Raw genomic sequence first — 19,886 nt, 5'->3', positions numbered from 1 at the left:
CATTCCCCCCACGCCCCTTCAACCTCGGCCCGCCCATGACCGCTCGACTCACCCGCGCTCTGCTCAGCTTCCTCCTCCTGCTGGCCCTTTCCGCCCACGCCGCCACCTCACCCGAGGCCCTCGCCTCCCTGCGCGCCAAAGCCGAGTCCGGCAACGCCATCGCCCAATACAACCTCGGGCTCGTCTATGCCGACTCATCCGAGCCCGCCTACGATCTGGTCGAAGCCTACGTCTGGCTTTCCCGCGCCGCAGCCAACGGTTCACGCAGCCGTGAACTCGCCATCGTCACCGATCGCCTCACCGCCACCGAACTCGCCACCGCCCGCAGCCGCCTCGCGCAGAGCCCCGCTCCCGCGACCGACACCCCCACCGTTCGCATCACCGCCGCCCCCATCACCGAAACCGGCGGATCCTCCACCTTCACCGCCGTCCCGCTCGACCGCGACGATCAGGCTGTCGCGCAACTCACCCAGGAACGCGACACCCTCGCCGCCCGCCTCGCCACCGCCCAGGCCGAGCTCGCCCAGCTCCGCGCCTCCACCTCGGGCGACGCGGATCTTCGCAAACGCGCCGCCATCGCCGAAGCCGCCCTCGCCAGTCGCACCCGCGACGTCGAACAACTCACCGCGGAACTCGCCTCCTATCGCAACCGCGCCCCCTCCTCGACCGAGACCGCCCTGCGCCAGGAGCGCGACCGCCTCGCCGCCGAAGCCGAGGCCTCCGCCGCCGAGCTCGCCACCCTCCGCGCCGTCAACGCCCGTCTCACCCAATCCAACACCGCGCTCAACGAGCAGGTCGCCACCCATCGCGACACCACCGAGTCCACCAATCTCCTGCGCGACGAACTCTCCCGCACCCAGTCCCGTGCCCGCGAGCTCACCGGCGAACTATCAACCAGCCGCGCCGAAGCCACCCGCCTCCAAGCCGAGCTCACCGCCGCCCAACAACTCCTCAACGAGCGCGCCGACGCCTCCGCCAACCTCACCGCCGCCACCCAACGCATCAGCGACCTGCTCGGCGAAGTCTCCGCCGCCCGCCGGCAGATCGAACAGCTCCAAACCGCCAACGGCCAGGCAACCCGCGCACTTGCGATGGTCGAGGCCGACAAAGCCGACGCCATCGCTCGCTTCGCCACCTTGAGCGATCAGGTCGCCACCATCCAAGCCGAACGCCAGTCCCTCGCGGCCGAGCTCGCCACCGCCGAGGCCCGCATCGCCGAACTCTCCGCCAGCCAGGCCGACCTTGGCTCCGCCACCGATCGCATCAGCACCCTGCTCGGCGAAGTCTCCGAGCTGCGCGCCCAAAACGAATCCAAGAACCAGGAAATCGCCCAAGCGTGGGAGGACGCCGACGAAGCCAGCAAACAAATCGAATCCCTCCGCCAGCAACTCGCCGCCACCACGACGGACCTGGCCACCGCACGCGCCAGCCGCGCCACACTCGAACAGGAACTCACCGCCGCCAACGCCCGACTCAGCGCGACGGCCAGCGCCTCCTCGGCCGCCGATGACGAACTGGCCACGGCGCGCGCCGACCTCGCCGCCGCCGCCACTCGTATCCAGGACCTGATTACGCAGGTCGCGGCCGCCCGCGATACCAACGCCGACCTGCGCACCCAGTTGGACCGACTCGCCAACGGGCAGACCGACACCGAACAAACCCTGCGCGGACAACTCGCTTCCGCTCAGGACCGGGCCGACGAGCTCGCCGCCCAGCTCCAGTCCACCAAGTCCGACCTCGCCACCACCGAACGCGACCTCACCGCCGCCCGCCGCGACCTTGCCCGCGCGCAGGAGTCGACCACCGACCTCACCACCGAGCGCGATCAATTGGCCGACCGCCTCGCCGCCGCCGAATCCCAAGTCGCCGCCCTCTCCGGCGATGTGGCCGACCAACGCGCCGACGCCGGCCGCATCCGCCAGCTCGAAGCCGACCTCGCCACCAGCCGCTCGGCCCACGAACGCGTCTCATCTCAACTCGAATCCCTGCGCAACCAGTTGAACGAGACCACCTCCGAGCTCGGCGCCACCCGCACCGAAGTCGCCCGCCTGCGCCGCGGCGCCTCGGCGAGCGAAGAACAATCCAGCCAAGTTGCCCAACTGCGCGAGCAACTCGCGAGCGCCGCCAGTCAACGCGACTCCTTCCGCAGCCAGGTGAATGACCTGGAAACTCAGCTCGCCGCCGCCGAGGCCGAAGCCACCTCGATGCGCGAAGCCCTCGCGCAGGCCGAACAGGCCGCCGCCGCAGACACCCCGTCGACCACGATCGACCCGGTCGACTTCGCCGAGCTGCAGGGCAAACTCAACTCCAGCCTCCGCGCCTTCAGCACCCAGGAACGCGAACTCGCCCGCACCCGCCAGGAGCTCAAGGACGCCGCCGCCCGCGCCGATGCCGCCGACGCTTCCCTCGCCGCGTTGCGCGACCAACTCGCCACCCTGCAACCCGAGCTCGAAAACGCCCGCGACAGCCTCGTCGCCGCCGAGGCTCAGACCGACGCCGCCGACGCCCAGACCTCTTCGTTGCGGGACCAGCTCGAAAGCGCCCAGGCGCTCGCCGCCACCCGCGCCGACGAACTGGCGACCCTGCGCGCCGAACTCTCCGCCGCCGAGACCGCCGCCACCGAAAACGCCAACCTCCGCGAACTCGCCCGCCAAGCCCAGGCCCAGTCCGCGTCCATGGCCGCCGAACTCTCCGCGCTGCGCACCCAACTCGCGCTCGCCACGACAGACAACACCGTCGACCGCGCCGTGCCGACTCGTCCCGGTTCGGCGGTCACGCCGGTCGCCCCCACGCCGAGCGCGCCCGTCGCCACCGCCGAGCGCACCCACACCGTCATGCCCGGCGAAACCCTGTCTTCCATTTCCCGCCAATATTACGGCACGGCACTGCGCTGGCGCGACATCCTCGCCGCCAACCGCGAACAGGTCCCCAACCCCAGCTCCCTCGGCGCGGGCACGATCCTCCGCATTCCGGAGTAAAGAGAGACCTGCGGTAGCCGGGGTCGCTGACCCCGGACGGCCCGGACAGCCGCTCAGCCCGCGAACGTGGCAATCACCACCGCCAGCGCCACCGCGCTCGCGATCGACGCATACACCACCGTGCTGGCAGCCATGCCTTCGTCGCCGCCCATCTGTTTGACCATGGTGTGCGACACCGCCGCCGTGGGACAGGCCAGGCAGATGAGCAAGGCCAACATCGCCGGACCATCCAGCCCCAGTGCCCGGCCCAATCCGTATCCAATCAATGGTGACAGCACGACCTTGATGCCGGCGGCGATCAGCGGCAGTCGACGATTGCCCCGGACGGGCACCGTCATCAGGGCCGCGCCGATGCAGAGCAACGCCAGCGGCAGGGCCATGCGGCCGAGCGACTGCAGGGTCGACAACACCGCCACCGGCGGCGCCCATCCGGCCGCCCGCGCCAGCAAACCGGCCAAGGAGGCGATGATGATGGGATTCTTCACGACGCCCACCCCGATTCGCCGCCACATGTTTGCCTGCGACTCGCGCTGACTTGCCAGAAGCACGCCGACTGCCAGCGCGTTGTTCAGCAAAAGCATCGGCGCAAAGGTCAGCATGATGCGACCGATCGGCACACCGGGCACCGACAGGAGCAGAGGCAGCGCGATGAAGGACAGATTGCTGCGAAAGGCCCCCTGCGTGAAGGTGCCGCGCGCCGAATCCTTCACCCCGAGCAGCGGACCACCCCACCACGCCAACGCCGCCGTCAGCGCGGTGGCCGCGAGGATGACCAGCAACAACATGCCCGCGCCATCGGAGCCGGAGGTCGCGGTCACCAAGGCATTAAAAACCGCCGCCGGCAGACCGACCCAAAAGAGCAGTTTGTTGATTCCGCTCACCACCTCGCCGGGCAACATGCCACCACGCTGAAGGGCCGCGCCGAGCGCGATGATCAGGAAAATCGGGGCGAGCAGGTTGATGACGGCCACGGCCGCGGAGCATCAGCGAGCAGTGCCCCCGCGTCTAGGCGGGATTTTAAACGCGACTCCACGGCAAGACCGCGTCCGGAGGTCACGGTCCACCTTACCCTCCAAACCCCTACCCCTCCTGTTGAACGGATGGGGAAGGGGTGCAAGCGGAGAGGCAGCGCACCGGGCTCACCGAGCCCGGCTACAACACCAACGTCTGCTCGAACTGTAGCCGGGGTCGGTGACCCCGGCAGCGTTTGTTCGGTGCGAAGACCACCAGCACCGCCACCGCACCCGATCCTACGGCGACTCCATGGCCGGGCCGTAGAAGATCGCATTGCCGAGCAGGCGCATGCTGCCGAACCAATAGCCGCGGAAGGCCGGAAAATCCGTCATCGCGATCACCCGTCCTCCGCCCAGCGGCGCCACCACCCCCGCCGCTTGGTTGGCGAGGCGCGCCACATCCGCATCGGTCGCGTAACCAGCCAGCAAAGGCTCCGCTTGATAGAGCAGGGGTGTCTGGTAGGGCGACTCGGAGGGTTTCAATGCCAGTTTGCCTTCGCGAAACAAGGCCACCGTCGCCGCCCCCAAACCGTAGGCCAGGGGATGCGTGAGATCGACGTCCGCCGCGAAAACCGATCCGGGAATAAGTTTGGCGCGCTCCAGTCGCTCGCCGTCGCCAAAGGGCTGACGGGCCTCACTGCCGGCGGCCGGTTTGGCGTCCTCCACAAAATGGATCGGCGCCTTCAATTTGTCGGCCGCCCACTTGGCCGCGCGACCAACGGTGATCAACGAACCACCGCTGCGCACCCACGTCTCCAGTGCCGCGTTGGTCGCGTCGTTCATCCGGCTGTAAAGTCCGTCGACCATCACGATTGCGTCGAAGCGACTCAGGTCGGCGCGAGTGACGTCATCGCGCTCCAGCAACACCACCGGTAGATTCCACCGCGTGTCCAGCGTGTGCCATGCCGCGCCCGCGTCATAGGGATCGGTGCCTTCGCCCACCAGGAGCGCAACGCGACCGCGCGTCGTGGTCACCCAGCTCGGACTGCCCAGGTCGGGGCCATCGGCCGTGTAACCGCTGTCGAGGGCGATCACGTCCACGGCGTCCTCCGCCAACACCGCGTCGATGACCGTCTCGATTGCCGGCGCGTTCGCCGACTGACGCCCCACCGCGATCACCACCGAGCCCAGACCCACTTCGATCGGCTGATCCTCTCCGGCCGGCCGCACCGCAAAGGTCTTGGTGACCACCTCGCTGACGAGCCCGGCCTGGCCGAGGCGGCTCAACACGCGCGGCACATCGAAGGAGTTCCCTTGAATCACATAAGCCCGCACGCCGTCGCGCGCGCCGATCAAGCGACCCACCGGACGCGAGCCGACGGCCAACACCTCGCCGCCCAGGCGCGTTGCGCCGTCCATCGGCACCGTCGCATGCGGTAGGTTGAACGCCAGCAACAGACTCCATGCCGAGATGTCGTAGAATGCCGTATCCTCAAAGTCCTTACGATCGGTGAACAGCTCCGCCAGCAACCGGGCCTGCGGCTGGGCCGCGGGCACCCACCACGCTTCGCCGGCACGATAAACATGACCGTCGACTTCCTGATCGCGTCGCAGGGCGCGCACCTCGATCCGGTGCCGCGCCAGCCGCGACTGCAGCTCCCAGCCCCGCGCCGGGTCGACGGAGGGATCGATCAACCACCCGCCGATCTCACGGCCTTCGGCAAAGGCGATGGCGGAGCGGTAGAAGTCGCGCTGGTGGTCGAGCAAGTCGGTCCGCATCGCCACCGCGCCTTCAAGCGTTGAGAGCGAGGTGAGCACCTGGTTGCGAATGGTGAAGGGAAAGGTGAGGTCGCCGAAGTCCGTCTCCTGCACATGGCCACGCGAACTCGCCTGTTCGTAGAGGATGCCGAGGCCGCCGGTGAGGTCGGGATAGACGGAGCCCTTGCCAACGTAAAAGTCGTCGTAGCCTTCGGCCGAATAGTAGAACGACCCCGCCCGATCAAGCGCGGCGGCGTGGTGCTCGGCGAGCTTGGCCTGCAGCTCATAAACGCGCGTCGGCGTGGTGGGGTTGTTGCGCGACGGGACGCCGGGTTGAAAGAAGAAGGTCTTGTCCGTGCCCATCTCATGGTGGTCGTTCATGATGTTGGGCAACCACTGGTGAAACCGCGTGATGCGCGCCTCGCTTTCGGGGTGCACCAGCGGAAACCAATCGCGATTGAGATCAAACCAGTAGTGGTTGGTGCGACCGTTGGGCCACGGCTCGCGGTGCTCACGATGGTAACGATCGGCCACCACCTGCTGACCGCGGTGGGTGTTGGCCCAGTGCGCGAAACGGGCGAGACCATCGGGATTGAACATCGGGTCGAGCAGCACCACGAGGTCGCGCCGCGCGGCCTGCGCCGCCGGGTGTTCGGAAGCCACCAGCCAGTAGGCGACAAGCACGGACGCGTTGGCGCCGGAGGATTCGTTGCCGTGAATCGAATAACCGAGGTTCACCACCGCCGGGCGCTTCCCCGTTTGCTTCATCGCCAGATGCTCGGTGCGCACGCGCTCGAGGTCGGCGAGGCGCTCCGGCGCGGCCACGACGAATTGCAGCAGCGGACGCCGCTCGTGGCTGTGACCAAAGACCTCGGTCTTCGCGCGGTCGGGCCGCGCCGCCGCCAGCGCACGCAGGTAGCTCTCAATCTGGTCGGGCCGCAGGTGCCACTCGCCCACCTCGAAGCCGAAGTGCTCGCCCGGCGTCGGCACCGCTTCGTCGTAAGGCCCGCCGTCGGGCAGATAATAGTCCACCGGTTCACCCAGCCCGAGGAGGCGGGAGACGGCACCCATGACCAAAACCAAACGGAGAAATTTCAACATGGCGCGCAGCGTGGCACGATTGATCGCAATTTTCAGCCCAAGATCGCAACTTGCCGCATGCTTCGTCCGACCCTGGCCATTCGCCTGTCTGTTCGCCTTGTCGCCGCGGTGGTTCTCCCGCTGCTGACCACCGCGCACCCCCCTCAACCGGACGACGGGCTCTACGCCGAAATCGAAACCGCTCATGGGTTGATCACCGCCCGACTCCACGCCGAGGCGGCGCCCCTGACCGTGACCAACTTCGTCGGTCTCGCGGAGGGCACGCTCGGCCCCCGCCCCGGCCAGCCCTACTTCGACGGCGTCACCTTTCATCGTGTCGTGCCCGGATTCGTGGTGCAGGGCGGTGACCCGCGCGGGGATGGCGAGGGTGGCCCGGGCTACAGCTTTCCCGACGAGTTTTCGCCAGCGTTGCGCCACGACCGCATCGGCATCCTGTCCATGGCCAACGATGGCCCCGACAGCAACGGCTCCCAGTTCTTCATCACCCTCGCGCCGCTCAATCGCCTCAACTACCTGCACAGCGTTTTCGGCGAAATCGTCGACGGGCTCGATCTGCTGCCCGCCATCACGGAAGGCGATACCATGCAGGTGCGGATCCGCCGCGTGGGCGCCACCGCCGAAGCGTTCGTCGCCGACCAAGCCACCTTCGACGCGCTCATCGCCGCCGCGCCCAAAGCGCACCCGGCCTACCTCGACGACCCCGATCAGGTGCTGCCGCAAAAACCCGACTGGGCGCGCATCCTCGGTCTCAAGCTCGCCAACTTCCACCGCTTCGGCGGCGCGTCACTGCACGTGCTGCTGCGCGAAACCTGTCCGCCCGTCTCCACCGGTCCCGAGCTCGCCGCCGACCTCGCTCGCCGCGCCGACATCACCGACACGGGTCTGGCCGCGGTCTATCTCGCCGACACGCAACAATGGCACCTTGCGCCCGGCACCGCGACCGCGGCTCAACTGACCGGAGGGAACGACGACACGATCGAAACACTCCTGGCCACTATTCGCACCCGGGCCGACGAAGCCTTACAGCAACGCTACGGCGAAAACCCCATCCCGCCCGAACAAGGTCGTCGCGCGCACCTCGACGCATTGATCGACACCTTCATCCCCTACCTCGAACCGCAGGGTCCGTCCGCGCGCTGAGGCAACGCAGCGCCCGCTCCGCCTGCGCCAAGACTCCGGCGGACGAGGAAGCGGGCATCCCTACGCCCAGGGATCGAACAGCACCTTGATTGCCTCCTTCCGCCGCAGGAGGTCGACCCCCTGCACGTAGTCGCGCAGCGGCAGGGTCGTGGTGATGAGGGTCGACAGATCCAGAGCGCCCGCTTCCACGGCCGCGATCGCCGTCTCGGCCGCCGACCGGTTGTGATCGCCGTAACCGAGCAGGGTCACGCCCGGGCCCCACATGAGCTCGCCGTCGTAACGGATCCCTTCACGCACCACCCCAAACAGCGCGACGGCATGCCGGGTGCGGTGTAACAAAAATTCCACTACTGACGCGAGACCAGTGCAGTCGATCGCCACATCCGGCGCCCGGGCACCGCTGCGGTCGGCCGGCCAGGTCTCCGCGTCGCCCGCGCGCACTTCGGTGGCGCCCAGCCCGCGGGCGAGCTCGCGCCGCTCCGCCACCGGATCGATGCCGATGACCGTCGCCGCGCCGTGATGCCGCGCCAGTTGCACCGCGACCAGTCCGGCCGGGCCGAGTCCCGCGATCGCCACCCGGCGTCCTTTCACGCCGCCGAGTTCCGCAAGGCGTTGAAAACTTACTTCGACACACATCGCCAATTCCACCGACGCCCAGTGCGCCGGGGAGCGCTCGGCCGACACCGCCAGCAGGTCGACCGCCCGGAAGGTGTTGAACTGCGCATAAAATCCCGGTCGCGCTTCACCGGTGTCGCGCCACGCCACCACACGTTGGCCGACCCGCAGGGAGCTCACCGCCCGGCCCACCGCGGCAACTTCACCGACGGCCTCGTGGCCGGGCTTCCCCGGCAGGTAGGGATAAACCAGTTTCTGCCCCGGAAACATCGGCTGCCCCCCGAGGATGTGCAGGTCCCAATGCGGACACGTCGAGATGCCCAGAACGCGCACCAACACCTCGTCGGGCTGCGGGACCGGCACCGGCCCTTCCGCCCACTCAATTTCACCCGGCGCCGTGATGACCAGTTGACGCATGGTCGCAGGAATCGGCGGCGCGCTCATGCCGCCCCTCCTGCCCTCGCGGCCGGCCATTCCAACACCACCCCGAGCACGGGCTCACGTTTGGATTCGATGAGTTCCCAGGCCGCCGCCGCCTGATCGACCGGGAAACGGTGGGTGATCAGCGGTGTCGTTTGCAGGCGTCCGTCGCGCACCCACTCGATGGTCGTGTCCACCCGTTCGCGGGTGATGCCCGCCACCAGGTCGAAGGCAATCTCGCGAAACCGGTAGCGTTGGATTTCGATGAACCCCTCCAGGCCGTAGAAACCCGCCGCCACGATTGTGCCGCCGTGTTTGAGGTGCGGCAGGTAGGCATCAAAAAGCCGGGCGTCGCCCACCGTGTCGACGAGAACGGCCACCGGCCCCGCGTCCGCGGCCACAACTTCGTCGACACCGAGACCGGCCACTCTGAGCGCTCGGCCGGGTCGATCGCCACAATCGCGCCGGAACGCGTCGAGGCGGTCCTCGTGCCGACCAGTCATGATGACGCGCGCGCCGCGTTCCAGCAGGGTTTGCGCCGTCCACTGCCCCACCAATCCGTCGCCGACCACAACCGCAAGTTCGCCCGGCTCCAGCCGGGGTCGCGAACCGCAGTTGTAGCCCACTTGGGCCAAGACCAAGCCACTGTAGGCCTCCGGATTCGCGCGCGCCTCGGGTGGCAGCAGATGCACAAAGTGTTGCCGGCAAACCGACGGCGACACGTGGCCCGCATACTCGTTGTCAAACATGCCTTCGACCTGGCTCATGATCGCGAAAACAAAATCGCCCACCGCAAGGTCGCGCACCGCCGCGCCGACCTGTCGCACCCAGCCGACCTTTTGATAACCGGCGATGAGCGGAAACGGTTCCGGGTCCCCCGGCTTGCGCGCCGTGTCGCCGGCCAGGCGCTCGCCGCGCAGAAAGGAGCCCTCGGTGCCGTTGCTGATCCACGAGTGCGTCACCTCAATGACGACGTCCTCGGGGCCCGGCTCCGGACACGAGGCCTCCTGAAACGCAACCACTCCGGGGGCGGTGAATACGACGGCATGGGCTTTCATGGGCAGGGGGCGGGTTCCGGATCACAACAGAATCGCTGGATCTCCTAAATGAATATTCATTAAAGAGTTAAGAAAACCACCATTACCGCTCACATCGGCAGAGGGTCAACCCTTCGTGCACAAGACCTCGCGCGTTTGCCTTTCCGGTTTCGGGCGCTCAACCTTTCCTTTCCATGCGCGCTCTTCGCACCCTTCTCGTTCCCGCCGTCTTCGGTCTCGCGCTCCTCACGATCGCTCTCGTGACGCGCTCCGGCAAACTCGCCCGCGACAATCCCGGCGCGCCGATCAACAGCGCCATGCGCGAGGCGATGAACCAAATGACCCTGCCCCCGGCCGACGAAGCCGCCGTGCTGCAACGCTTCCCCACCGCACAAATCACCGGCACCGGCCTGCGCTACGTGGTCACCCAGCCCGGTGACGGCGAGAGTCACCCCGAGCGCGGCCAAGTTGTCGCGGTCAACTATCGCGGCGCCTTCCTCGACGGCACCTATCTCGACGACAGCTTCAAACGCGGCGCGCCCTACAACTTTCAGGTTGGTCGCGCCCAAGTGATTCCCGGTTGGGATGAAGGCATCCTCGATATGACCAAGGGTGAAAAACGCACCCTCATCATCCCCTACTGGCTGGCCTACGGCGAAAAGGGCGTGAAGGGCAGCATCCCGGCCAAAACCACCTTGGTTTTTGAGATCGAATTGGTCGACTTGCTGCCAATGGCAGACTGAGCCTCGCTGGCTTTCCCGTGCACGGTGGTGTCCGCCATTAAACCGGACGCCGAACTGATTCGGACCACGGCGCGTCCGCCAACAACCCGGTCAATTTCGGCGTGCCAGCGACCGAGATAGATACCCTAGCCAGCCATGAGGGCTTGCGCTCATGACGTCTGGAGGGGTGTGTAAAATTTAAGTAAAGGCCTTGATTTTCATAGGCTTGCGTTTGAGTTCAACTCTTCCGCAAAGACGCTGGAGGCTATGCTCGCGCTCATGCCACACGGCGTTTGCTACGTCTGGGACCCGGGTCTCGTCTGGCTACACGCGCTCTCGGATGGGCTCATCGCACTAGCCTATTTTTCGATCCCCACGATCATCGGCTATTTGCTTTGGCAGCGGCGGGATTTCCCTTTCCGCGCCACGCTGCTGGCTTTCGCGCTCTTCATCTTCGCGTGTGGCCTCACCCATGTCCTGGAGGTGATCTCAATCTGGTCACCGGTGTATTGGTTGAGTGGATTCACCAAAGCCGCCACCGCGCTGATCTCCATCGCCGTTGCGACCATGCTCTGGACCATGCGGGACACCATGCTGAAGGCTCCGACACCGGAGACCTACCGGCGCCTCAATGAGGAGTTGGACGCGCTGGTGAAAGAACGCACGAGCAACCTCACCGCCGCCAATGAACGGCTGCGCGAAGAGATTGCCCAACGACGCGCGGCCGAAGACGAAACCGAACGGGTCAACCGCACCCTCGCCAACCACGTGGCCGAACTCCGCACCCTGCTGGATCTGCTGCCGGTCGGCATCGCCATCAAGACCCGCGACGTCGGGGTGGCACTCGAGTATAACCGCACCTTCGCCGACCAATTTGAGCTGCCCGAGCATACCGAGGGCGACAACAAGCCTGGCCCGCAAGAGCTGCTCGGGGCCGTGCGCTGCTTCCGTGGCGACCAGGAGTTGACCTACGACGAAATGCCGCTCGTGCGCTGCGCCCGCCAAGGCACTCCGGTCCAGGACGAGGAGCTGCGAGTGCGTTTGTCCAGCGGCACCGAGCTGACCCTGCTCGTTTCCGTGGCACCGATCACCGACGTGTCCGGCAACGTCCGCGGCAGCGTGGGCACCTTTCAGGACATCACTCGGCGAAAACAGGAGGAAGCCGACCGCCTGCAGTTCGAACGCTCGCTGCACGAGACCCAAAAACTGGAGAGCCTCGGGGTGCTCGCCGGCGGCATCGCCCACGATTTCAACAATTTGCTCACCGGCATTCTAGGCCACAGCTCGCTCATCCGCCTCGATGCCGAAGGCCGCGATTCGGCGACCATGGAGGCGCTGGCCCAGATCGAAACCTCTTCCGAACGCGCCGCCGACCTCTGCCGCCAACTCATGGCCTACGCCGGCAAGGGCAAGTTCGAGCAGAAGCCCTTCGACCTCAGCCAGTTGGTCACCGAAACCGGCAACCTGCTGGACGTGTCCGTCGGCAAGGTGGCCCAGATCAAATACTGCTTGGACGACCACCTCCCGGCCGTCATGGGCGATCCGACGCAGATTCGGCAGGTGCTGATGAATCTCGTCATCAACGCGTCCGAAGCCGTCGAACCCAAGCAGGGCCAGATCTTCATTTCCACCACCCTCCTGGACGCGAGCGCTGAATACATCGAGTCCCTCGCTCTGGCCAACGAACTCAACCCCGGCCGCTATGTCTCGCTCGAGGTGCAGGACAACGGCAAGGGCATGGATGAGGCCACCCGCAATCGCATTTTCGATCCCTTCTTCACCACCAAGTTCACCGGGCGTGGGCTCGGTCTGGCGGCCGTTCAGGGCATCGTGCACAACCACGGCGGCGGCATCCGCGTCTACAGCGAACCGGGCCGTGGCACCTTGTTCAAAATCCTGCTGCCGCCGGTCGGCATCCAGGCGGAGCAACCGACGGCCAGCAACCCCACCGCCCGCCCTGTCCGGCTGGCCGGCAACGTGTTGGTCATCGACGACGAAATCGTGGTGCGAAAACTCGCCCGCAACGCCCTGCGTCACTTCGGCCTTAACGTCGAGATGGCCAGCTCCGGCGCGGCGGGACTGGAGCTCGTGACCCAGGACCCCGCCAAATTTGATCTCGTGATGGTGGACCTGACCATGCCGATGATGGACGGCGACGAAGTGATCGCCCGCATGGGTGAAATCGCCCCCGATCTTCCGATCGTGATGATGAGCGGTTTCAACGAGCAGGACACCATCCAACGCGTCGGTTCCCGCAAGCCGAACAGCTTCCTGAGCAAACCCTTCAGCATCGACACCCTGATCGAAAAGGTGCGGCCCTACCTGCGCGAAATCGGCGCCGAACCGCCGTCGTCAGAGACCTAGAAACGCGCCCTTCTGCTTCAGCCAGACTTCGGCCTCTTCCCACTGCGGACACACCTCCGCCACCGCCCGCCAAAATCGCGGCGAATGGTTCATTTCCCGCAGGTGCATCAACTCGTGGTAAATCACGTAGTCGCTCACCCACGGCGGCGTGAGCAACAAACGCCAGTTGAGGGAAATCACCCCACCTTCGGTGCAAGACCCCCAGCGCGACCGCTGGTTGCGCACCGCCACCTTCTTCACGTCCATCCGCGTCTCCGCGGCGAGTTCCCAGGTGCGCGCCGGCAACTCAATCCGAGCCCGGCGCACGAAGCCCGCCTCCAAGGTTGCCCGCAGGTCACCATCGAAGTGCGGCACGCGAAACACATCGGCGCCCACCGCTACCCGCGGATGCGGCCCCTCGCTCGCCCGCCGGATCGGCCACATCTCGCCGCGCCACATCACGGCCGTCCCCACCCGCCACACCTCGGCCTGGCGCGGCCGCCGACGTTGGCGCTCATGCACCCGCGCGAGCCAGTCGGCGTGCTCCGCCACAAACGCCCGCGCCGCCCGCTCGCTGCCGCGCGCCGGAATGGTCGCCACCGCCACACCATCGCGGCGCAGGGTGAGGCGGTAGTGTTTCGCCCGCAGGTTTCGTTCATAGACCACCGCCGGCGGCACGGAAACCGGCGCGACACCGTGGTCAGCGCGCAACGGCAAGTCGGGCACCGAAAGCGGCGCCGGCGCCGCCTCCCCCGCCCGCGCCGTCGACGCGGCGGCGAAACCAAACAAATCCAGTTGTTCCGCGCCGTTGCTGATGGGCTCCGAACTAAAGCAGCCAAACCCGGAGCGTAAAGCGCGACGTCCGCAAAGGTGTGCTACAGCGGCACCAGGTCCCACTGCAGCGGCGCTCGCTCGGCGGCCGCGTCGATCGTGAGCCAGGCAAAGCTCGGCGGGCCGTCATAGCGCGGCGAACTGGCCGATCCCGGGTTGAGCCAGCGCACACCCAAAACATCCGTCTCGTTGCGCGGCACGTGGGTGTGCCCGTGCAACATCACCTGCACCCCGCGCGGCGCCAGCCGGCGCGGGATGTGTTCCAGATGGAAGCGGTAGCCGCCCAACTCAATCAGACGATGCTGCGGCCAGACCGGCCACGAATCACAGTTGCCGGCCACGATGACGAGCGGGCACCCGATCAACTCCAATTCGACCAGCAGTCCGGGATCACACACATCACCCAAGTGCCAAATCGCATCGGGCTTCCCCGCTTCGATCAACGCCGGCAGACGTGCCGGCATGTGGTCGTGGGTGTCGGAGAGAACCGCGATGCGCATGCGTGACGATGACTGCAGGCCGCGCGCCAAAGCGCGAGGCTGGAGTCGGAATGCCGAGCGTCGCGAGTAAGGCTCAGGCCTCCGCGAGCTGGGCTTCGACGTCGGCGCTCAGCTCTTCGTTGGAGAAGACCTGCTGCACATCGTCGTTGTCGTCGAGGGCGTCGTGCAACTTCTCCAAGGTGCGGGCCGTGCTGACGTCATCGACCGGCACGGTGTTGGTCGGGATGTAGGCGAGTTCGGCGTTCTCCGGGCTGATGCCGGCCTGGTCGAGGGCATGCGCCACGGTGTCGAAGGCGGCGATCTCGCAGCGCACTTCGTAACCATCGTCGCTGGTGATCACGTCGTCCGCCCCCGCCTCGAGCGCGAGCTCCATGAGCTGGTCCTCGGTGCTCGCGTCCTTGGCGATGAGGAACTGGCCGGCATGCAGAAACTGGAAGGCCACCGCGCCGCTTTGCGCGAGGTTGCCGCCGTGCTTGGCCAGGATGGAACGCACATCCTGCGAGGTGCGGGTCTTGTTGTCGGTCGTGCACTTGATCACGAACGCGACACCGCCGGGACCGTAACCTTCGTAAGTGTTGTCCTCGTAACTCACGCCCGGGAGCTCGCCGGTGCCTTTCTTGATGGCGCGGTCGATGTTATCGACAGGCATGTTCTCGGCGCGGGCTTTGAGCAACACGGTGCGCAGGCGGGCGTTCATGTCGGGGTCACCACCACCGGATTTGGCGGCGAGGGTGATGTCACGCGACAGGCGACTGAACACCTTGCCGCGCTTCGCGTCGTTGGCGCCTTTCTGGCGCTTGATCTTGGACCACTTGTTATGTCCGGCCATGGGGGGTTCTCCTTTTGAGTGCTGGCTTCAGCTCGCGACGGTGAAGCGGGTCACTTCTTCTTGCGGGCTTTGTTTTTATTGGGGTTCCAGTCGGTCGACTTAACCGGGGCGGTGGGGTCAACCACAGTGCCGGTGTCCTTCGTCGTCTTGTTCACGATGACCTGTTGGATGATGGTGAACACGCCGTTGACGGTTGAATAGAGCGCGAGGGCGGCGGCGAAGTTGTAGCAGATCAGGGTGAACACGATCGGCATGAACTTCATGATCTGCGCCTGCGCGTTGTCGGTCGTCGGCGTCGGAGTGAGGCGCATCTGGTAGACCATCGTCGCCCCCATGAGCAACGGCATGATGTTGAGTGGCAGGTTGCCGAACGGCAGCCGCCAGACCGTGTCGGGCGCCGAGAGGTCGGACACCCACAGGAAGTCGGCGAATCGCAACTCGGCCGTGCCCTGCAGCATGGCAAAGAAGGCCACGAAGAGCGGCATCGTAATGAAAATCGGGATACAGCCCCCCATCGGGTTCACCTTGTTCTCCTTGAAGATCTTGATGGTGGCCTCGTTCATCTTCTGCGGATTGTCCTTATACTTCTCGCGGACCTCCTTCATGAGCGGCTGGAGCTTGCCCATCTTCTTGGCCGAGCGGGAGGCGGCCAGGGTGAACGGCAGGGTGACGAGCTTAAGGATGAGCGTCATCAGCACGATCGCCACGCCCCAGTTGCCCACCCAGTCGTGCATGGTGACCATGGTGAGATTGAGGATCGGGGCGATGACGCCGGAGAGCATGATCTTGGAGAAGAAGAACGGGGCGAACTGCATGACCACCGATTGCTTCTGCTCAAACTTGCGCAGGCGTTCGTATTCCTTCGGGCCAACGTAAAGTGAGCCACCGAGTTCGGCCGAGCCGCCGGCCTCGATCGCCGGCACGGCGTAGTTGACGACGCCGGTGATGCCCTTGTTGGGGCGGGAGCTGCCCGGGAACGGCGGCAACTCGACGCGACGCGCCGTGGTATTGAGACCGATGCTGTCCCCGGTGTAGAGACTCACGAAGAACTGGTTCTTCGCCGCCGCCCACACGACGTTGTCGCCCTTGGTGAGTGACGACTTGGGCGCGCCGTCCTTCAGGCCGACCGCGGCGAGGATGCCCCCGCCTTCCATCTCGCCCGGTTTGGTGAAGGTTTCATCCTCCCCGTTCCACGACATGATGTTGAGGTATTGGCCGTAGTCGCTGGGCGAAACCAACGACGTGGTGCCGAGATTGAACGCGGCCAAGGTCTGCGGCGCGCCGTTGCCGGAAAGATCGTGCAGGGTCGTGTCATGCCGGATCAAATACGGGTCCGAACCCTCGGCATCGGTGCCCAGCGAGTAGCGACGGATGACTTCGAGGCGACCTTCCAACACCGCCCGATACACCACCTCGGTGGCGCTGGCGGAGACGAGTTGGTAGGCGGTCCGCGAACCGAGTCCGGGCACGTCGTTGATGGCCAGAATGGGCTCGACGCGTGGCTGGTTGAAGACGAAGGGCATGCCACTATCGAGGCGGGATTCGTAGTGCTTGAAGGCCACGTCGCCGATGGCGCCGCCAAAGTTCGTGAAGGCCACCCGGATGTAATCGTTTTCGAGGGTGGTGACGACCTCGTCGTTGTTGCTCTCGGACAACGCGGCAAACTCCGCATCGGGCGGCGAGGTCACCGTGGAGCGGTTCTCCGGCGACGCCTGGTTCTCCGCCGTGGGCAACGGGGCGTGGGACGGAGCCAACTCGGGCGCGTCGGGCGCCGGCGGCGCAAAGCGTTGCCCAATGAACAAGGTGGCGAAGGCCGCGACGAGCAGCAGGACGCCGATGACTGAGTTCTTTTTATCCATGCAGAAAAGGGTCGAGAAAGAGGAAGGAAATATTGGGGAATGCTCAGCGCACCGGCGCTTCCGCGCCCACGCGCACGCAGGTCGGTCGCACCGATCGCGAACGCGGCGGCGGAACCGGATCCAGTCCGCCCGGGTGCAGCGGCGTGCATTTCAGCAAGCGCCAGGCCGCGAGCGCCGCACCACGCAGCGCGCCGTGGGTGCGAATCGCCCCGGCCGCGTAGTGCGAACAGGTCGGGTGAAAGCGGCAGCCGCAGGCCGGACCAAAGACCGCCGGCAGGACCGGCGAGAGCGTCGCCTGATACACGCGGATGAGCCCGAGCAGTCCCCGGGCGGGCAAACCGGCCAGGGTGGCGATCAAACGACGGTCTCGGGAGGCGGACATCAGGAGGAAAGAGCGGGAAACAAAACGACGCAGGCTTTTAAGAAAGACCGTTCGATCTCAGCATACTCAAGCCCATTGAGCGAGCGCCGCGCCTGCAGAATGAGGTCGATGCCGGGAGGGACCCGGTCCTGGTGGGCGCGAAAAACTTCCCGCAGGCGGCGTTTGGCCCGATTACGCTGCACGGCGCCACCCACGGCGGCTCGGGAAGCCACAAAGCCCGCACGCGTCGGGCGTTCGCCGAGCGGCGCATCGGCGGCTGGCGGCGGCTGCGGACAGGCCCACAAAACAAAACCGCCGCAATGAAAGCGGCGGCCTTGGGCTCGCACCCGAGCGAAGTCGACCGGCCGTCGCAGGTGCGATTCGGCACGGAAGCGCATGGTGCTCCGGCAGTTATGTTACGTCGCGCGACAGCGAGGCTCAGGCGACGGTGAGGCGCTTGCGGCCCTTGCGGCGACGGGCGTTGATGACCGCACGGCCGCCACGGGTGGCCATACGGGCGCGGAAGCCAATCTTGCGGACGCGCTTTTTGCGGTGAGGACGGAAGGTCGGTTGCATCGTTGTAAATCGTTAAAAGGGTCGACTGAAGTGCCGGTCCGCCCCCCCCGTGTCAAGGCACGTTTCGACTTTTGGGACGGGCCGGACGCTTGCGTGGTGAGTCAATACCCCACCGCGTGGCCGTCCTTGCGGCTTTCGCTGGCGCCGATCCAGACCTGATTTTCCGCGTCCCACATGATGGCCTGGTAGCCGCCGTAGCCGCCGACGTCGGTGCGGATGTCGTGCCGCAACAGGCTCAAGGCGCGCCGGGTTTCCCACGGGATGCCCGACTCCATGAAGGTGTAACCGCCGTCGGTCATCTGCGGGGTATCGTAGTCGGTCGAGCCCATGTGCTGCCAGCGCGCGGCGTCGCCGGCTTCCTGCAGGTTGAGGTCAAAGTCGATCAGGTTGGTCACGATCTGCACGTGGCCCTGCGGCTGCATCGCGCCCCCCATGAGGCCGAAGCTCACCCACGGTCGACCGTCCTTCATGATAAAAGCGGGGATGATGGTGTGGAAGGGCCGCTTGCCCGGCGCGTAGACGTTGGCGTGATCGCGCGGCTCGAAGACGAACATCTGGCCGCGATCCTGAAACCCGAAGCCCTGCCCCGGCACCATGATGCCCGCGCCCATGCCACGGTAGTTGCTCTGGATGAGGGAGACCATGTTGCCCTCGGCGTCGGCCGTCGTGAGGTAAATCGTGTCGCCCTCGCGCAGGGCCGGGTGGCCGGCATCCACCCGCGCGGCGGCGCGGTTCGGATCGATCAGGGCCCGGCGTTCGGCAGCGTAGTCGTCGGACAACAACCACTCCAGCGGGATGTCGGCAAAGTCCGGATCGGCGTAGAACTTGGCGCGGTCCTCAAAGGCCAGCTTCTTGGCCTCGATCATGAGGTGCAGCGTTTCCGGCGAATTGCGGCCAAGGCTGCGCAGGTCGTAACCCTTGAGGATCTGCAGCATCTGCAGCGCCGCGATGCCCTGGCCGTTGGGCGGAAGTTCGTAAACGTCGTAGCCGCGGTAGTTGACCGAAACCGGCGTGATCCAGGTGGAGGTGTGCGCCTCGAGGTCGGCCTTGCGCAGGTAGCCGCCGTGGGCGCGCATGAAGGCATCGATCTCGTCCGCGATTTCGCCCCGGTAAAACACGTCGCGGCCACCCTCGCCGATCCGGCGCAGGGTGCGGGCGAGGTCGGGGTTCTTGAACCTCTCGCCCTTCGCCGGCGCTTTTCCACCCGGTGCCCAGGTGGCGTAGGCCGCGCCGGGCAAATCTTTGAAGTAGCGCACATTCCGCTCCCAATAAAACGCGATCAACTCGCTGAGTGGAAACCCGTCCTCGGCGTAGCGGATGGTCGGCGCGAGCAGGTCGGCCATGGGCAGTTTGCCGAACTTGGCATGCAGCTCATACCACGCGTCGACCGTGCCCGGGACCGAGATCGGCAACATGCCGAAGGGCGGGATCGTATCGCGATCGAGTTTTTCGAGTTCGATCCGCATCTGGTCGTAGCTCAACCCGAGCGGCGACCGCCCGGAGCCGTTGAGGCCGTAGAGCTGCTGGGATTTGGCGTCCCACACGATGGCGAAGAGATCGCCGCCGATGCCGTTGCCCACAGGCTCCATCAGCCCGAGCGCGGCATTGGTCGCGATGGCGGCGTCGACCGCACTGCCACCGGCCTTCAGCACATCGAGCCCAACCTGCGCGGCGAGCGGTTGACTGGCCGCGACCATGCCATGCGGGGCAATGACCTCGGAGCGGGTGGCGAAGGGTTGTCCGGTGATGCGATCCACTTGAGCCAGCACACTCGATCCCAGCGCCATCGCCAGCCCGAAGGAAAAACACGCGCGATTCGTCATACCCGAAGCTATTGTCCGTTATCCCTGTTCCGCAATTTCG

16 protein-coding genes are annotated in these 19,886 nt (G+C 66.1%); 4 read left to right on the top strand and 12 right to left on the bottom strand.

What is annotated here, in order from left to right; all coding sequences use genetic code 11:
• Window positions 1–35 precede the first annotated feature (35 nt).
• Window positions 36–2,978, top strand: coding sequence for a LysM peptidoglycan-binding domain-containing protein (locus AC0MRV_RS08935; protein ID WP_472764115.1), 2,943 nt, complete (start codon window positions 36–38; stop codon window positions 2,976–2,978).
• A 53-nt stretch (window positions 2,979–3,031) separates the two neighbouring features.
• Here the strand turns inward: AC0MRV_RS08935 and AC0MRV_RS08930 are convergent, their stop codons facing one another.
• Window positions 3,032–3,949, bottom strand: coding sequence for an AEC family transporter (locus tag AC0MRV_RS08930; protein ID WP_472764114.1), 918 nt, complete (start codon window positions 3,947–3,949; stop codon window positions 3,032–3,034).
• Window positions 3,950–4,228: 279 nt separating this feature from the next.
• Window positions 4,229–6,790, bottom strand: coding sequence for a M14 family zinc carboxypeptidase (locus AC0MRV_RS08925; RefSeq protein ID WP_472764113.1), 2,562 nt, complete (start codon window positions 6,788–6,790; stop codon window positions 4,229–4,231).
• Between the two features lie 57 nt (window positions 6,791–6,847).
• Here AC0MRV_RS08925 and AC0MRV_RS08920 point away from each other — a divergent pair, with 57 nt between their 5' ends.
• Window positions 6,848–7,930 (top strand): peptidylprolyl isomerase, encoded by a 1,083-nt coding sequence (locus AC0MRV_RS08920; RefSeq protein WP_472764112.1) that lies wholly within the window; start codon window positions 6,848–6,850, stop codon window positions 7,928–7,930.
• Window positions 7,931–7,990: 60 nt separating this feature from the next.
• Here the strand turns inward: AC0MRV_RS08920 and AC0MRV_RS08915 are convergent, their stop codons facing one another.
• Together AC0MRV_RS08915 and AC0MRV_RS08910 are read right to left on the bottom strand one after the other, a co-directional pair.
• Window positions 7,991–8,962 carry a zinc-dependent alcohol dehydrogenase gene (locus tag AC0MRV_RS08915; protein WP_472764111.1) on the bottom strand — a complete coding sequence of 324 codons (972 nt, stop codon included), beginning with the start codon at window positions 8,960–8,962 and terminating at the stop codon, window positions 7,991–7,993.
• Window positions 8,963–8,985: 23 nt separating this feature from the next.
• Window positions 8,986–10,023 carry a zinc-binding dehydrogenase gene (locus AC0MRV_RS08910; RefSeq protein ID WP_472764110.1) on the bottom strand — a complete coding sequence of 346 codons (1,038 nt, stop codon included), beginning with the start codon at window positions 10,021–10,023 and terminating at the stop codon, window positions 8,986–8,988.
• Between the two features lie 173 nt (window positions 10,024–10,196).
• On the opposite strand from AC0MRV_RS08910, the gene AC0MRV_RS08905 reads away from it, so the two are divergent.
• Both AC0MRV_RS08905 and AC0MRV_RS08900 read left to right on the top strand, forming a co-directional pair.
• Entirely contained in the window at window positions 10,197–10,745 is a 549-nt protein-coding gene (locus AC0MRV_RS08905; RefSeq protein ID WP_472764109.1) for an FKBP-type peptidyl-prolyl cis-trans isomerase, read from the top strand.
• Window positions 10,746–11,003: 258 nt separating this feature from the next.
• Window positions 11,004–13,088 carry a response regulator gene (locus tag AC0MRV_RS08900; RefSeq protein ID WP_472764108.1) on the top strand — a complete coding sequence of 695 codons (2,085 nt, stop codon included), beginning with the start codon at window positions 11,004–11,006 and terminating at the stop codon, window positions 13,086–13,088.
• On the opposite strand, the gene AC0MRV_RS08895 is transcribed toward AC0MRV_RS08900, so the two are convergent.
• The 8 genes from AC0MRV_RS08895 to ggt form a co-directional block, all read right to left on the bottom strand.
• Entirely contained in the window at window positions 13,077–13,784 is a 708-nt protein-coding gene (locus AC0MRV_RS08895) for a M48 family metallopeptidase (RefSeq protein ID WP_472764107.1), read from the bottom strand. The genes AC0MRV_RS08900 and AC0MRV_RS08895 overlap by 12 nt on opposite strands.
• 158 nt (window positions 13,785–13,942) lie before the next feature.
• Window positions 13,943–14,398: a metallophosphoesterase family protein gene (locus AC0MRV_RS08890; RefSeq protein ID WP_472764106.1), complete on the bottom strand. Its 456-nt coding sequence runs from the start codon at window positions 14,396–14,398 to the stop codon at window positions 13,943–13,945.
• Between the two features lie 73 nt (window positions 14,399–14,471).
• The gene (locus AC0MRV_RS08885; protein ID WP_472764105.1) at window positions 14,472–15,227 is read right to left on the bottom strand and encodes a YebC/PmpR family DNA-binding transcriptional regulator; all 756 of its coding nucleotides are present in this window, start codon (window positions 15,225–15,227) and stop codon (window positions 14,472–14,474) included.
• A gap of 50 nt (window positions 15,228–15,277) precedes the next feature.
• On the bottom strand, window positions 15,278–17,086 hold the full coding sequence (locus AC0MRV_RS08880) for a YidC/Oxa1 family insertase periplasmic-domain containing protein (protein WP_472764104.1): 1,809 nt from the start codon (window positions 17,084–17,086) through the stop codon (window positions 15,278–15,280).
• Between the two features lie 43 nt (window positions 17,087–17,129).
• Window positions 17,130–17,468 carry a membrane protein insertion efficiency factor YidD gene (gene yidD / locus AC0MRV_RS08875; RefSeq protein ID WP_472764103.1) on the bottom strand — a complete coding sequence of 113 codons (339 nt, stop codon included), beginning with the start codon at window positions 17,466–17,468 and terminating at the stop codon, window positions 17,130–17,132.
• Window positions 17,468–17,845 (bottom strand): ribonuclease P protein component, encoded by a 378-nt coding sequence (gene rnpA / locus AC0MRV_RS08870; protein WP_472764102.1) that lies wholly within the window; start codon window positions 17,843–17,845, stop codon window positions 17,468–17,470. The genes yidD and rnpA overlap by 1 nt, the downstream gene beginning before the upstream one ends.
• Window positions 17,846–17,885: 40 nt before the next feature.
• A complete protein-coding gene (rpmH, locus tag AC0MRV_RS08865) occupies window positions 17,886–18,023 on the bottom strand; it encodes a 50S ribosomal protein L34 (RefSeq protein WP_221031292.1) in 138 nt (45 codons plus the stop codon).
• 101 nt (window positions 18,024–18,124) lie between these two features.
• The gene (ggt, locus tag AC0MRV_RS08860) at window positions 18,125–19,846 is read right to left on the bottom strand and encodes a gamma-glutamyltransferase (RefSeq protein ID WP_472764101.1); all 1,722 of its coding nucleotides are present in this window, start codon (window positions 19,844–19,846) and stop codon (window positions 18,125–18,127) included.
• Window positions 19,847–19,886: the final 40 nt, after the last annotated feature.

The sequence above is a fragment of the Actomonas spartinae genome, from assembly GCF_051209155.1.
Taxonomy (GTDB): Bacteria; Verrucomicrobiota; Verrucomicrobiia; order Opitutales; family Opitutaceae; genus Actomonas.
Note: the sequence above shows the minus strand (reverse complement) of the source record. Positions and strands in the feature narration are given on the sequence as shown.

Bases quoted from the DNA above. Each gene is read 5' to 3' on its own strand.
- AC0MRV_RS08935 (WP_472764115.1), top strand. From the start codon at position 36: ATGACCGCTCGACTCACCCGCGCTCTGCTCAGCTTCCTCCTCCTGCTG.
- AC0MRV_RS08925 (WP_472764113.1), bottom strand. From the start codon at position 6,790: ATGTTGAAATTTCTCCGTTTGGTTTTGGTCATGGGTGCCGTCTCCCGC.
- AC0MRV_RS08920 (WP_472764112.1), top strand. From the start codon at position 6,848: ATGCTTCGTCCGACCCTGGCCATTCGCCTGTCTGTTCGCCTTGTCGCC.
- AC0MRV_RS08915 (WP_472764111.1), bottom strand. From the start codon at position 8,962: ATGCGTCAACTGGTCATCACGGCGCCGGGTGAAATTGAGTGGGCGGAA.
- AC0MRV_RS08910 (WP_472764110.1), bottom strand. From the start codon at position 10,023: ATGAAAGCCCATGCCGTCGTATTCACCGCCCCCGGAGTGGTTGCGTTT.
- AC0MRV_RS08905 (WP_472764109.1), top strand. From the start codon at position 10,197: ATGCGCGCTCTTCGCACCCTTCTCGTTCCCGCCGTCTTCGGTCTCGCG.
- AC0MRV_RS08900 (WP_472764108.1), top strand. From the start codon at position 11,004: ATGCCACACGGCGTTTGCTACGTCTGGGACCCGGGTCTCGTCTGGCTA.
- AC0MRV_RS08890 (WP_472764106.1), bottom strand. From the start codon at position 14,398: ATGCGCATCGCGGTTCTCTCCGACACCCACGACCACATGCCGGCACGT.
- AC0MRV_RS08885 (WP_472764105.1), bottom strand. From the start codon at position 15,227: ATGGCCGGACATAACAAGTGGTCCAAGATCAAGCGCCAGAAAGGCGCC.
- AC0MRV_RS08880 (WP_472764104.1), bottom strand. From the start codon at position 17,086: ATGGATAAAAAGAACTCAGTCATCGGCGTCCTGCTGCTCGTCGCGGCC.
- yidD (WP_472764103.1), bottom strand. From the start codon at position 17,468: ATGTCCGCCTCCCGAGACCGTCGTTTGATCGCCACCCTGGCCGGTTTG.
- rnpA (WP_472764102.1), bottom strand. From the start codon at position 17,845: ATGCGCTTCCGTGCCGAATCGCACCTGCGACGGCCGGTCGACTTCGCT.
- rpmH (WP_221031292.1), bottom strand. From the start codon at position 18,023: ATGCAACCGACCTTCCGTCCTCACCGCAAAAAGCGCGTCCGCAAGATT.
- ggt (WP_472764101.1), bottom strand. From the start codon at position 19,846: ATGACGAATCGCGCGTGTTTTTCCTTCGGGCTGGCGATGGCGCTGGGA.